The organism is Azonexus caeni (assembly GCF_048146105.1).
Classification (GTDB): domain Bacteria; phylum Pseudomonadota; class Gammaproteobacteria; order Burkholderiales; family Rhodocyclaceae; genus Azonexus; species Azonexus aromaticus_B.
In genome coordinates this window covers 566053-579442 of record NZ_JBKJAD010000001.1, presented here as the reverse complement: position 1 = coordinate 579442, position 13390 = coordinate 566053, and the positions used below count along the sequence as shown (strand labels likewise).

Here is a 13390-nt window from a genome sequence, read left to right as displayed (position 1 = left end):
CTGGCGCCGGCTAGCCGTACAGCGCCGCATCCGGCGCCGCGACGACGCAGGCCGCGGCCTGCACCGTCTCGCTCCAGGCACGGACCTGCGGCGCGTAGGTGGCAAACCAGAAATCGGCGATGGCGAGCACGCCGCGCAGGTAGTCGGCGTTATCGGCACCGGTGGCCAGCCCGGCGTGCGCGGCGCGTGCCGCCCGGGCCACCTGCCAGCCGGCGCAGACCAGGCCGCTCAGGTGCAGGAAGGGCACGGCGGCGGCCTGGACCAGCGCCGGCGCCCCCTGGCCCTGGGCGAGCAGGAAGTCGAGCGAGCGTTCGAGGTCGGCAAGATTGACCGACAAGGCGTGGGCATGGCCGGCCAGGTCGTTCACCAGCGCCAGGGCGGTGGTCTCGGCGCGGATGTCGGCGAGCAGTTCGCGCAGCGTGGCGCCGTTCTCGCGCAGGATCTTGCGGCCGACCAGGTCGTTGGCCTGGATGCCGGTCGTTCCCTCGTAGATCCGGGTCACCCGCGAATCGCGGTAATGCTGGGTGATGCCGGTTTCCTCGACGAAGCCCATGCCGCCGAAGACCTGGATCGCGTCGTCGCAGACCAGGTTGCCGGTTTCGGTGTTCCAGGCCTTGAGCACCGGCATCAGCAGGTCGATGTAGCGGCGGCTGCGGGCGGCGGCTTCCTGGTCGGGATTGTGCCGGGCGTGGTCGAACCAGCCGGCAGCGGTATAAACCAGCGCGCGCATGGCGAAGATGCGCGTGCGCATCGCCAGCAACTGGCGCTTGACGTCGGGATGCGCGGCGATCGGCAGGCCGGCCGAGCCCAGCACCTTGCCCTGGACGCGCTCGCCGGCGTAGCGCAGCGCCATCTGGTAGGCGCGCTCGGCGAGCGCGACGCCATGGACGCTGACGCCGAAGCGGGCGTCGTTCATCATCACGAACATGTATTCGATGCCGCGGTTCAGTTCGCCGACCAGATAGCCGACGGCGCCGCCATGGTCGCCGTAGGCCAGCGTGCAGGTCGGGCTGCCGTGGATGCCGAGCTTGTGTTCGAGGGCGACGGCGCGCACGTCGTTCTTCTCGCCCAGGCTGCCGTCGGCATTGACCAGGAACTTCGGCACCAGGAACAGCGAGATGCCCTTGATGCCGGGCGGCGCGTCGGGCAGCCGGGCGAGCACCAGATGGACGATGTTGGCGGCCAGTTCATGGTCGCCGTAGGAAATGAAGATCTTCTGGCCGGCCAGCCGGTAGCTGCCGTCGCCGGCCGGCTCGGCGCGCATGCGCACGGCGGCGAGGTCGGAACCGGCCTGCGGCTCGGTCAGGCTCATGTTGCAGGCCCACTCGCCGCTGACGATCTTCGGCAGATAGAGGGCCTTGAGCGTTTCGTCGGCCGCCACTTCGAGCGCCTCGGTCTGGCCGAGGGTGAGCTGCGGCAACATGGTGAAGGCCAGGTTGGACGAGAACCACATTTCCCAGACCGGCGCCCACAGCGATTTGGTCAGCCCCTGACCGCCGTACTCGGCGGGCAAGGACAGGCCGAGCCAGCCGCTGGCGACGAACTGGTCCCAGGCTTCCTGCCAACCGTTCGGCACGACGACCCGCTCGCCGTCGAGGTGACAGCCTTCTCGGTCGCCAACCTTGTTGAGCGGCGCCAGCACACCGGCCGCGAACTTGTCGGCTTCCTCGAGGATGCTGTGCACGAGGTCCGGCTCGGCGTCGGCGCAACCCGGCAGGGCGGCGATCCGGTCGATGCCGACCAGATGGTCGAGGATGAAGCGCATGTCGCGCAGGGGCGCAGCGTAACTGTCCATACGAAATTCCAGAATTGATCGTTTCACGCGACGGGACGGCCCGGCGACGGACCGCCCCGCCCTTGAGGCAGTGCCTTACACCGGGTAGTGGCGATGCGTGGTCTGGATGGTGATCCAGCGCAGGTCGGTGAATTCGGCAACGCCGGCCTTGCCGCCGAAGCGGCCGTAACCGGACGCCTTGACGCCACCGAAAGGCATCTGCGCCTCGTCATGCACGGTCGACGAGTTGATGTGGCAGATGCCCGACTCGATGCGCTTGGCAACCGCCAGCGCGCGACCGATGTCCTTGCTGAACACCGACGCCGACAAGCCGTACTCGCTGTCGTTGGCCAGGCGGATCGCCTCTTCGTCGCTATCGACGCGCAGCACCGTGACCACCGGACCGAAAGCCTCTTCCCGGTACAGCTCCATTTCCGGCGTCAGGCCGTCGACCAGCACCGGCTGCAGCACGGCGCCGTCGCACTGGACCGCCCCGGTGGGCAGGCTGGCGCCCTTGGCGACGGCGTCGGCGACCAGGCGCTCGACACGCGCCGCCGCTTCCGGGGTCACCATGGCGCCGAGGATGCAGCCTTCGCTGCCCGGCTTGCCGGCCCGCATCGTCGCCAGCTTGGCCGCCAGGCGCTCGACGAAGCTCGCGGCAATGCTGCGCGAGACGATGATGCGGTCGGTCGACATGCAGATCTGGCCCTGGTTGAAGTAGGCGCCGAAGGCCGCCGCCGTCACCGCCTCGTCGAGGTCGGCGTCGTCGAGCACCAGCATCGGGTTCTTGCCGCCCAGTTCGAGCACCGCCGGCTTCAGGTACTTGGCGGCGAGCTGGCCGATGATCCGGCCAACGTTGGTCGAGCCGGTGAAGTTCACGCGCTTGACCGCCGGGTTGGCGATCAGCCGCTCGACGATGGCCGGCGCGTCGGCTGGCGCATTGGAAATCACATTGACGACGCCGGCCGGGATGCCGGCTTCGACCAGAACCTCGCCGATCAACCGGTGCAGGCCCGGGGTCAGCTCGGAGGACTTGAGGACGACGGTATTGCCGCAAGCCAGCGGCACGGCGATGGCGCGCGTGCCGAGGATCACCGGCGCATTCCACGGCGCGATGCCGAGCACGACGCCGGCCGGCTGGCGCACCGCCATCGCCAGGTTGCCGTCGATGTCGGAAGGGATGACCTCGCCGCCGACCTGGGTGACCAGACCGGCCGCATCGCGCAACATGTTGGCCGCCAGCATGGCGTTGAAGCCGTACCAGATCGGCGTCGAGGCGGCTTCGTCAACGCCGGTGGCGACGAACTCCGGCGCCCGCCGGTCCATGATCTCGGCCGCTTTCAGCAACAACTCGCGGCGGGCGCTCGGCGCCAGCGCCGCCCAGGCCGGGAAGGCGGCGGCAGCAGCGGCCACCGCCGCATCGGCGTCGGCCAGGGTGGCGGCGGCAGCCAGCGTGGCGACTTCGCCGCTGACCGGATTGCGCCGCTCGAAACTGGCGCCATTGGCGGCCGGACGGCTTTCGCCGCCAATCAGCAATTCAACTTTTCTCATCGTCTCCTCCTGGATAGGAATTCCGGCGCCCCGTGGGGCTACCGGTATTTTTTGCACGTGGGCGCTTACTTGGCGCGCTGGTAGGTTTGCAGGCCCGGCTTCAGGGTCTTGTCGTCGAGGAACTGCTTCATGCCTTCCTTGCGCCCCTGCTCCGGGTCGCGGCCGATGCACTGGTCGAGCTTGGCGTACAGGTAGTCCTCGTTCTGATCCCAGTCGAGTTCGCGGCAGCGCTTGAAGCCGTTCTTGGCGTAGCGCAGCACGACCGGGTTCTTGGCGAGCAGCTTCCTGGCCAGGGCGACGACTTCGTCACGCAACTGGGCGCGCGGCACGCTCTTGTTGACCAGGCCCATCTCGGCCGCCTTCTGGCCGCTGAACGGCTCGCCGGTCATGATGTAGTAGAGCGATTCGCGGTGACCGACGGTATCGGCCATCGCCTTGCTGACCAGGTTGCCCGGCGGGATACCCCAGTTGATTTCGGACAGGCCGAAGGTCGCTTCGTCGGCGGCAATCGCCAGATCGCAGGCGACCAGCGGCGAGAAGCCGCCGCCGAAACACCAGCCGTTGACCATGGCGATGGTCGGCTTGTTGTACATGCGCAAGAGCTTCCACTGCCATTCGCAGGCTTCGCGACGCGAGCGTTCCTGGAAGATTTCCGGCTTGCCGTCGGTCTCGCGGAAGTATTCCTTCAAGTCCATGCCGGCGGTCCACGAATCGCCGGCGCCGGTCAGCACCAGGACCACGGCTTCCTCATCGAGTTCCAGCGTCTGCAGCACGTCGATCATTTCGCGATTGAGCGTCGGGCTCATCGCGTTGCGCTTTTCCGGGCGGTTCAGGGTGACCCAGGCGATGCCTTCTTCGAGCTCGACCTTAACGCAGCTCCAGCGGCCTTCATACTTGGACATATTCTGTCTCCTTAGTGGTTGGAAATATCAGGCTACCTGATATGAGTCGAATAATAAGGGATAAAAATAAAAACGCAATACCCTGCAATCGATTCCCCAATGATTAATTTTTAACACTCCCAGACGACAGCCGGCTGCGGTAAGATCGGGCCTGGATATCAGGCAACCTGCCAACCCTCACTTCCCGGACCCGCACCGTAAATTCACCGAGAATCGCCATGAACTCACCGATCGACGGCCCGAGCAGCCAAGACAAGCTCCGTCCCAGCGGCTTCTGCTACCTGATCGGCCGTCTCGACCACGCGGTCAACCGGCGCATCCGCGACGCGCTGACCGCGCTCGGCCTGAGCGTCGCCCAATACACCGCGCTCTCCTTCCTCGAATCGCAGTCGCAGATCAGCAACGCCCAGCTCGCCGAGCGCTCGCTGATCTCGCCACAGTCGGCGAACGAGATGATCAAGCTGATGGAAAAGAAGGGCTGGGTCGAGCGCGCCCCCGACCCCTCGCACGGCCGCATCGTCCGCCTCAGCCTGACCGGGGCCGGCCAGGCGCTGCTCGACCAGGCGCATGAGCAGGTCGCCCGCCTGGAAGGCGCCATGCTGACCAAGCTCTCCGCCAGCCAACGCGGCGCGCTGCAGCAGAATCTGCGGCAGGTACTGCACACGCTCAGCGCGATCATGATCGACCCCGCGCTCGCCGGCGAAACCGGCAAGGACAACTGAGCTGCCCGCCATCACCGGAGTCACCTGAATGGACCTCAAACAACTGGAGTATTTTGTCCGCGTCGCCGAGCTCGGCAGTTTCACGCGCGCCTCCATCCTCCTCGACATCGCCCAGCCGGCACTGAGCCGCCAGGTCCGGATGCTCGAACTGGAGTTCGAACAGAACCTGCTCCTGCGCAACGGCCGCGGCGTCGTCACCACCGACGCCGGCAAGCTGCTGCTCGAGTACGGCCGTGGCATCCTCTACCAGGTCGAACGCCTGCGCGAGGAACTCGGCCGGGCGCGCGGCGCGCTGGTCGGCCACGTCGCCCTCGGTTTGCCGCCGAGCCTGCTGAAGATCCTGGCGGTGCCGATCTTCCGCGAGTTCAAGGAGAACTTCCCCGCCGCCAAGCTGGCGATCCGCGAGGGCATGAGCGCCGGCATGCACGAATCGCTGGTTTCCGGCCGCCTCGACGTCGCCCTGCTCTACAACGCGACGCCATCGCCCGACGTCGACCTGACGCCGCTGCTCGAGGAAGAGCTCTTCCTGGTCAGCCCCGAAACCGACAGCCGGCCGACCACCCCGGTCGCCATCGACGAGCTGCCCGACTATCCGCTGATCGTTCCCAGCCGCCCCAACGCGATCCGCATGCTGATCGAAAGCGCACTCGCCAACCTCGGGCTGCGGCCGAGCATCGCCTTCGAGGTCGACGGGATCAACGCCATTCTCGACCTGGTCGGCGAAGGTTTCGGCTACGCGATCCTGTCGCAGACCGCCGTCGCCAACCTGGCCGGCGAGCGCAAGTTCCGGCTGCGCTCGGTCCAGGGCGACGGGCTGAAAGCCAAGCTGTCGCTGGGGATGAACTCGCACCGCCAGATCACCGCGACGCAGCGGGCGCTGATCGAGCTGATCCGGCGCGTCGTCGCCACCCGCCTGGCGCAGTAGCCGGCGGGCGGCAAGGCCGGCTCAGAACGGCAGGCCGACGTAGTTCTCGGCCAGCGAGCGCTGCGCCGCCTCCGACGAGAACAGGTAGTCGAGGTCGGTCTGCTGCAGTTTCTGGTCGTAAGGCAGGCTGTCCGGGAAGGTGTGCAGCATCGTCGTCATCCACCACGAGAAGCGCTGCGCCTTCCACACCCGGGCCAGCGCCTTGGCCGAGTAGTTGTCGAGACCGTTGTCGTCGCCCTTCTTGTAGTGATCGACCAGCGCGTGATACAGGTAATAGATGTCGGAAGCGGCGCTGTTCAGACCGCGGGCACCGGTCGGCGGCACGATGTGGGCGGCGTCGCCGGCGAGGAACAGATTGCCGTAGCGCATCGGCTCGGCGACGAAGGAACGCAGCGGGGCGATCGACTTCTCGATCGACGGGCCGGTGATCAGGCGCCCGGCCACGTCTTCCGGCAGGCGCCGCTTCAGTTCTTCCCAGAACCTCTCGTCTGACCAGTCCTCGACGGAGTCGCTGAGCGGCACCTGGACGTAGTAACGGCTCAGCACCTGCGAGCGCAACGAGCACAAGGCGAAACCGCGTTCGTGGCGGGCATAGATCAGTTCCGGCGACACCGGCTTGGTGCGCGACAGCACGCCCAGCCAGCCGAAGGGATAGACCTTCTCGTACTCCTTCAGCACGTTCTTCGGAATCGACTTGCGGCTGACGCCGTGGAAGCCGTCGGCGCCGATCACGTAATCGCAGTCGATGCGCACGATCTCGTCGCCCTGGCGGTAAGTCACGTAGGGCTTGCCGGTGAGGTCGTGCGGCTGCACGTCCTCGGCGTTGTGGATGACGATGCCGTTCATCCGGTCGCGCGCTTCGTAAAGATCGCGGGTCAGTTCGGTCTGGCCGTAGACGACGACCGAGCTGCCGCCGCTGTACTTGTGCAGATCGACGCGGCTCTGCTTGCCGTTGTGAGCGATGATGAAACCCTCGTGGATTTCCCCCTCGCGGTCCATGCGTTCGCCGCACTGCGCCTCGCGCATCAGCTCGGCAAAACCATGCTCGAGAACGCCGGCCCGGATACGGCTCAGCACGTACTCGCGGCTCTGCCGTTCGAGAACGACCGTCTCGATGCCCTGCAGGTGCAGCAACTGGGAAAGCATCAGGCCCGAGGGGCCACCGCCGATGATACAAACGCTGGTTTTCATTCTTGTCTCCTGTTGGATTGGATCGAGCGCCCGGACATCCAGCCGGGGATTTCGCAGCGCTCGAATCGTCATGTCCGTGGCTCCGGACTAGTTGCAAGACTAGGGACTGGCGGCTTCAAAGCCTTGGACGATCAAGGCAATCAATTGGACTTTTCTTTTATTGAAATCCGTATATCTGCTATATAGAAAAAGTTGATTGCGTTCCTGATGCGGCGCCAGGAAGATCAAACCAAGGCACAGCCTCGGTTTTCGGCCAGGCCCGGCCACCCCCCGCCCGAGCACCGGAACCGATTGCACTATTCCAGCAACAACCTGTCAGAAACGAGAGGACAGCAACGACCATGAGCATTCTGGTTCCCGAGTTTTCGCTCTACGGGGAACGCCAGCGCGAAACCGTCCGCGAGTTTCTGCATGTCGAGGAAATCTCGGCGCGTAGCGCGGCGCGCAACTGGCAGATAGACACCCATGTACACAACGGCCTGCTGCAACTGCTGTTCGTTTTTTCCGGCAGCGCACGCATCCGCCTTGACAGCGAGGAACAGGACTACGGCGCCGCGTTTGCCGTGGTCATTCCCGAGGGCGTCATCCATGCCTTCAAATTCCAGCCCGGCACCGAGGGCTGCGTGCTGACCCTCGACGCCGCCGGACTGGCCAGCGCCTCGCCGGACGGCAGCCAGATGTTTTCGGTGCTGCGGGGAAGCGCCGAAGTCCTCGCCCTGACGCGCGACGATACGGCGGCCCGCGTCCACGGCATCCTCGAGCAGATCAAGGCCGAGTTCGCGCACCCGGGCGCCGGCAGCACGACGCTCTACGTCTGGCTGGTGCGCTCGCTGCTGCTGCTCCTGGTGCGCGCCACGCTGCGCCAGGCAGACGCGCAACCGGACGAAGGCATGCGCGAAACGGCCGAAGGCTTTCGCCAGATGATCGAGCAGCACTATCTCGACCACTGGCCGGTCAGCAGCTACGCCCGCCAGCTCAACCTCAGCGAAAGCCGGCTCAACCGCCTGTGCGAGAAACGCTTCGGTCGCACGGCGTTCGCCCTGATTCAGGAACGCCTGTTGCTGGAAGCCCAGCGCCGGCTGATCTACACCGGCGTTCCGGTTTCCCAGCTGGCCTACGAACTGGGATTTTCCGACCCGCCGTATTTCTGCCGCTTCTTCAAGCGCCTGAGCGGACATTCTCCGGGCAGCTTCCGCGGTCGCAACCGGCAATGAAAAACGGCCGCCCAGGGCGGCCGTCCGGTAATGCGGGATGGCCGCTCAGCCGAAGACCCGCAGCGCCACCAGGGAAATGCTCGGGAAGAGCAGCAGTATGCCGATGCGCAGGACATCCCAGGCGAGGAAGGGCATGACCCCGCGGAAGATGGTCGCCATCGGGATGTCCTTGGCGATGCCGCCGATGATATAGACGTTCATCCCGACCGGTGGCGTGATCAGCCCGACCTCCATGACGACCAGAGCGACGATGGCGAACCAGATCGCCTTGTCGTCGGCGCTCAGCCCCCAGTAATCCATGCCCAGGATGATCGGCAGGAAGATCGGGATGGTCAGCAGGATCATCGACAGGCTGTCCATGACGCAGCCGAGCAGCAGGTAGACGACGATGATCGCCAGCAACACCGTCCATGGCCCGAAACCCATCTGCTGCACCCAGTTGGCCGCCTCGGCGGGAAGCTGGGAAATCGCCATGAAGGAGTTGAGGGTATCGGCGCCGAGCAGGATCAGGAACATCATGCCGGTTCCCTTGGCCGTGCCGAAACAGCACTCCAGCAGCCCCTTGCCCTTCAGGCCGCCGGATTTCCAGGCGACGACCCCGGTTGCCAGGGCGCCGATGGCAGCCGCTTCGGTCGGCGTGAACAAACCGCCGTAGATGCCGCCGATCACCACCAGGAAGACCAGCAATACCGGCCAGGTTTCGACCAGCGCCAAGAGGCGCTCGCGCCAGGAGTGACGCGGCGAGCCCGGACCGGCGGCACCCGGATTCAGGTGGGCGACGATGGAGATCACCACCATGTAGCCGATCGCGGCCAGCACCCCCGGCACGAAGGCGGCGAGGAACAGCTTGGCGATGTTCTGCTCGGCGAGGATGCCGTAGATGACCAGCGGCACCGACGGCGGAATCAGGATGCCGAGCGTCCCTCCCGCCGCCAGCGAGCCGGCAGCCAGGGAGTTATTGTATTGGTGGTGACGCAGTTCCGGCAGCACGACATGGGCCATCGTCGCCGCCGTTGCCAGCGAGGAACCGCAGATCGCGCCGAAGCCGGCGCAGGAGGCCGTCCCGGCCATCGCCATGCCACCGCGCCAGTGGCCGATGAAAGCGTTGCCGGCCTTGAACAGGGAACGCGACAGGCCGCCGTGGGTGGCGAACTGGCCCATCAGCAGGAACAGCGGCACCACCGACAGGTCGTACAGCGAAAAGCGCCCGTAGGGAGCATTCTTCAGGAAGCCGAGCAGGGGGTCGAGGCCGGACACCCAGACATAGCCGATGGCCCCGGTCAGGAACATCGTGATCCCGACCGGGATACGCGCCGCCATGAAGAACATCATGACGCCGCCCATGATCAGGCCGATTGTCGTACTACTCATCATGCTCTCCCCCGCAATTCACCATATGCGGTGTACAGCGCTGTGACACCAAGCATCACGAAAGCCGGCACCACCGGGATGTAGCCCCACCAGATCGGCAGGTTCAACACCATCGTCGCCTCGCCGTATTCACGCAAGTCAGCCATCCCTTCCCAGATGCGCCAGGCCAGGAAGAAGGAACAGGCCGCCAGCAGCAAGGCGGCAACGGCATCCAGAAACCGCTTGAGTAGCGCGGGCGCCCACAGGGTGAAGAAATCGACGAAGACGTGCCCCTTCTGTAGCTGACAATAGGGCAGACACAAGGCGATCCCCATTGCCGACAGCACCTGGACCAGTTCAAAATCTCCCGCGACGCCCCGCCCGATCAAGGCGCGCAACATCACGCTCACCGCCGACAGCAGCATCTCGATCACGAAGGCCGCGCCGGCCATGATCGCCATCGCCTGACACAGCTTCTCTATCACCCACCCCACGGCGCCCGACTGGCGCGCCACGGGCTCATCCATTACTTCAGCCATCTCGTTCTCCGCATCCATCACCGACTGCGGGCCGGCGACAGACCTGCCGCCGACCCCATCCGCGGATTATTTTTTATCGGCGTAGTGATCGACCAGGGCGTTGGCCTCGGCGAGCAGCTTGTTGCCATCGACGCCCTTGGCCGACATCTCCTTGACCCATTCGTCGTTGACCGTGCTGGCAGTCTTCTTCCACTTGGCGGTCTCCTCCGCCGGAATCTGGTAGATCGTGTTGCCGTTCTTCAGGGTCGCGGCGCGGCTGGCGGCGTCGGCGCTCTTCAACTGGCCACTGACCCAGGCCGAGGTCTCGCGGCCGCTGTTGGCGTCGATGACCTTTTTCAGGTCGGCGGGCAGGCTGTCGTATTTCTTCTTGTTCATGACGAAAACCATGGTCGTCGTCGTCAGCGTGTGGTCGCCGCCGAACTCGGCGGAGAACTTGGTCAGCTCATGCACCTTCATCGCCGGCACCACTTCCCAGGGCAGCATGGTCGCTTCGATCACCCCCTTGGACAGGGCCTCGGACATCTGCGTCACCGGCATGCCGACCGGACTGGCGCCGAGCGCCGACAAAAGACGGGTGGTGAGACGGGAAGAGCTGCGGATCTTCATGTCCTTGAGGTCGGCCATGACTTTCGGCTGGGCAGCCCGCAGGTGCAGGGTATAAGGGCCGGGCACCCAGGTCGCCAGCGGGTGGAGACCGGCAAATTCGCTTTTCAGGGTGTTCTTCTGCACAAAATCCCAGAGCGCGCGCGAGGAGCCTTCCTGCTCGCGGGTCATGAACGGCAGTTCGAACACCTCGGTCACCGGGAAACGACCGGGGGTATATCCCGGCAGCGTCCACACCACGTCGGCAACACCGTCGCGGACCTGCGACAGCAATTGTGCCGGCGTTCCACCCAGTTGCATCGCGGGATAGATCTGGCACTTGATGCGGCCGGCCGATTCGCTGGCCAGCTTGTCGCACCAGGGAGCGATGAATTTGGTATGACCCGGCGCCGTCGGCGGCACGAAATGGGCAACCTTGAGGACAACTTCCTGGGCCAGGACGGCCCCGGGAATCAGCGTGGACAGGGCGGCAAGCGCCAGCAGATGTTTGGCTTTCATGTTTTGTCTCCGTAAGTCAGTGTTATCGAGTCGCTAAAAACACACCGCTAGAATGCCCATTAGCGCTCCGGATTGTCGTCAATGCCGCCCGCCCCCGCCTAGGGAGGCAAAGCCATATCAGGTATTGAATATTGCGATACTTATTCACCATTCCATGATCGACGGAAGCAGTTAGTCAAATGCGGAATAGCACCTAGTCGGTTTATGGCATAGGGCAAATCACCGGCGACGGATAGAGTTGGCGCGGACCAATTTCCGGAAATCTTCGTGAACGAACGCCAGTTGATCCTCCTGATCGCCGGCTGCCTGATGCTGCAGCCGCTATCGACCGACCTCTATCTAGCGTCGCTGCCGCGGCTTGGCGAGGCCTTCTCGGCACCGAAAATCCTGGTCCAGCAGACCCTGGTCTTCTTCTCGGTCGGCTTCGGTCTCGCCCAGTTGCTCGGCGGCCCCCTGTCCGACCGCTTCGGTCGACGGCGCGTCATGCTCGGCGGATTGAGCGTCTACCTGCTCGCCAGCCTGGCCTGCGCCCTGGCACCGAGCATCTATCTGCTGATCGGCGCCCGCTTCGCCCAGGCCTGCGGCTGCTGCGCCGCGATCGTCGCCGCGCGCGCCCTGATCCGCGACCTCTACCCGCCGGCCATCGGCGCCGCCAAGCTGGCCCAGGCATCGAGCTACATGGCTTTCGCCGTCGTCTCGGGACCGGTGATCGGCGCCCAGTTGCAAGTCCATTTCGGCTGGCAGGCCGCCTTCGTCTTCCTCGCCTGCGTCGTTCCCTTGCTCCTGGCGCTGGCCTGGCGCTGGCAGGAAGCGCCACTCTCCGGCGCCAGCGGGCAGGCCGCCGGCTATCGCAGCCTGCTCACCCACCCGGTCTTCCGCAGCTATGCGCTGGCCGGCACCCTGAGCTACAGCAACATCTTCGTCTTCATCTCCGGCTCGTCATTCGTGCTGATCGAGCTGCTCGGCGTATCGACCGCCAATTACGGCTATTGCTTCGCCAGCGGCTGCGCCGGCTATCTCGCCGGTGCCTTCCTCTGCCGCCGTCTGCTCGCAGTGCTGGGCACGGAAAGAACCTTGCTTGCCGGCAGCACGGTGATGGCGCTGGCCGCTGCGACCTTCCTCGCCTGCTGCCTGGCGGGAGTGATGAACTGGTGGTTGCTGGTCGCCTTTCAATGCCTGTCGATGTTCTCGCACGGCATCATCTTCCCTTGCGCCCAGATCGGCTCGCTGGCGCCCTTTCCCGGCTCCGCCGGACGCGCGGCCGGGCTGTTCGGGGCGGTCAGCATGATCGGCGCGCTGACCATCAGCAACCTGGTCGGCCTCCTGCTGCACGACAGCGTGCTGCCGCTCGCCCTGCTCGCCGCCAGCACCGGCCTCCTGCAGTGGTTGCTGCTGCGCCGCGGCCAACGCAAGGGGACACTGCGCCTGGAGCATTAGGGCAGTCAGCAAACAAAAATGGGTTAAGTCGGAAAGACTTAACCCATTGGATGTTCTGGCCCGCCCGGCGCGATTCGAACGCACGACCCCTGCCTTCGGAGGGCAGTACTCTATCCAGCTGAGCTACGGGCGGAAAGGCCGCAATTGTAACCTCATCGGCGGAAGCGCGTCCATGACTCGCAGTGTATTCAATCAAGCAGGGTGCGCGCGGCTTCGTAGCGGTTCGCGAAGTATTCGCTGTCGAGACGTTCGATGCGCACCCGGCCGTTGGTCGATGGCGCGTGCACGAAGCGCTGCTCGCCGATGTAGATGCCGACGTGCGAGAACGGGCGGTTCATCGTGTTGAAGAAGACCAGGTCGCCGGGCTGCAGTTCGTGGCGACCGACGGCACGGCCGCGCCGGGCGATGTCGGCGGCGCTGCCGCTGACCTTGACGCCGGCCGCCTTGTCGAACACGTAGGCAACCATGCCGCTGCAGTCGAGGCCAGCTTCCGGGTTCTTGCCGCCGAAGCGGTAACCAGTGTCGATCAGCCCCATGGCCAGCATGACGACCTCGCTGGCTTGCCCGCTGACCGCCCGCGGCGCCTGGGTTATAGTTGATCCACCGCGTGGTCCGGGACTGCCGCAGGCAGCAAGCGCCAGGCAGACGAGCAGCGACAACCAGCAGAAAAATCGACGCATCGCT

General features: G+C 65.3%; 12 protein-coding genes and 1 tRNA gene. 4 read left to right on the top strand and 9 right to left on the bottom strand.

The window, feature by feature from the left end; all coding sequences use genetic code 11:
* Positions 1 to 10: 10 nt before the first annotated feature.
* The 3 genes from ACLIIZ_RS02625 to ACLIIZ_RS02615 all read right to left on the bottom strand — a co-directional run bounded on the left by ACLIIZ_RS02625 (position 11) and on the right by ACLIIZ_RS02615 (position 4227).
* Complete coding sequence (locus ACLIIZ_RS02625) at positions 11 to 1795, bottom strand: acyl-CoA dehydrogenase (protein ID WP_416690642.1); 1785 nt, start codon at positions 1793 to 1795, stop codon at positions 11 to 13.
* 75 nt (positions 1796 to 1870) lie between these two features.
* Entirely contained in the window at positions 1871 to 3325 is a 1455-nt protein-coding gene (locus tag ACLIIZ_RS02620; protein ID WP_416690641.1) for an aldehyde dehydrogenase, read from the bottom strand.
* Positions 3326 to 3390: 65 nt separating this feature from the next.
* Positions 3391 to 4227, bottom strand: coding sequence for a p-hydroxycinnamoyl CoA hydratase/lyase (locus ACLIIZ_RS02615; protein WP_416690640.1), 837 nt, complete (start codon positions 4225 to 4227; stop codon positions 3391 to 3393).
* Between the two features lie 218 nt (positions 4228 to 4445).
* On the opposite strand from ACLIIZ_RS02615, the gene ACLIIZ_RS02610 reads away from it, so the two are divergent.
* Positions 4446 to 4949: a MarR family winged helix-turn-helix transcriptional regulator gene (locus ACLIIZ_RS02610; RefSeq protein ID WP_416690639.1), complete on the top strand. Its 504-nt coding sequence runs from the start codon at positions 4446 to 4448 to the stop codon at positions 4947 to 4949.
* Positions 4950 to 4977: 28 nt separating this feature from the next.
* On the top strand, positions 4978 to 5874 hold the full coding sequence (locus tag ACLIIZ_RS02605) for a LysR substrate-binding domain-containing protein (protein ID WP_416690638.1): 897 nt from the start codon (positions 4978 to 4980) through the stop codon (positions 5872 to 5874).
* 21 nt (positions 5875 to 5895) lie between these two features.
* Here ACLIIZ_RS02605 and pobA read toward each other — a convergent pair whose 3' ends face one another.
* Positions 5896 to 7065, bottom strand: coding sequence for a 4-hydroxybenzoate 3-monooxygenase (pobA, locus tag ACLIIZ_RS02600; RefSeq protein ID WP_416690637.1), 1170 nt, complete (start codon positions 7063 to 7065; stop codon positions 5896 to 5898).
* Between the two features lie 341 nt (positions 7066 to 7406).
* Here pobA and ACLIIZ_RS02595 point away from each other — a divergent pair, with 341 nt between their 5' ends.
* A complete protein-coding gene (locus ACLIIZ_RS02595; protein WP_416690636.1) occupies positions 7407 to 8279 on the top strand; it encodes a helix-turn-helix domain-containing protein in 873 nt (290 codons plus the stop codon).
* 45 nt (positions 8280 to 8324) lie between these two features.
* Here the strand turns inward: ACLIIZ_RS02595 and ACLIIZ_RS02590 are convergent, their stop codons facing one another.
* The 3 genes from ACLIIZ_RS02590 to ACLIIZ_RS02580 all read right to left on the bottom strand — a co-directional run bounded on the left by ACLIIZ_RS02590 (position 8325) and on the right by ACLIIZ_RS02580 (position 11269).
* Complete coding sequence (locus tag ACLIIZ_RS02590; protein WP_416690635.1) at positions 8325 to 9650, bottom strand: TRAP transporter large permease; 1326 nt, start codon at positions 9648 to 9650, stop codon at positions 8325 to 8327.
* Positions 9650 to 10168, bottom strand: a complete 519-nt coding sequence (locus ACLIIZ_RS02585; protein WP_416690634.1) for a TRAP transporter small permease — start codon at positions 10166 to 10168, stop codon at positions 9650 to 9652. The genes ACLIIZ_RS02590 and ACLIIZ_RS02585 overlap by 1 nt, the downstream gene beginning before the upstream one ends.
* Positions 10169 to 10234: 66 nt before the next feature.
* Complete coding sequence (locus ACLIIZ_RS02580) at positions 10235 to 11269, bottom strand: TRAP transporter substrate-binding protein (RefSeq protein WP_416690633.1); 1035 nt, start codon at positions 11267 to 11269, stop codon at positions 10235 to 10237.
* 267 nt (positions 11270 to 11536) lie between these two features.
* On the opposite strand from ACLIIZ_RS02580, the gene ACLIIZ_RS02575 reads away from it, so the two are divergent.
* On the top strand, positions 11537 to 12706 hold the full coding sequence (locus ACLIIZ_RS02575) for a multidrug effflux MFS transporter (RefSeq protein WP_416690632.1): 1170 nt from the start codon (positions 11537 to 11539) through the stop codon (positions 12704 to 12706).
* Between the two features lie 56 nt (positions 12707 to 12762).
* Here the strand turns inward: ACLIIZ_RS02575 and ACLIIZ_RS02570 are convergent.
* A tRNA-Arg gene (locus tag ACLIIZ_RS02570) sits at positions 12763 to 12839 on the bottom strand.
* A 55-nt stretch (positions 12840 to 12894) separates the two neighbouring features.
* On the bottom strand, positions 12895 to 13386 hold the full coding sequence (locus tag ACLIIZ_RS02565; RefSeq protein ID WP_416690631.1) for an NlpC/P60 family protein: 492 nt from the start codon (positions 13384 to 13386) through the stop codon (positions 12895 to 12897).
* Between the last annotated feature and the right edge of the window lie 4 nt (positions 13387 to 13390).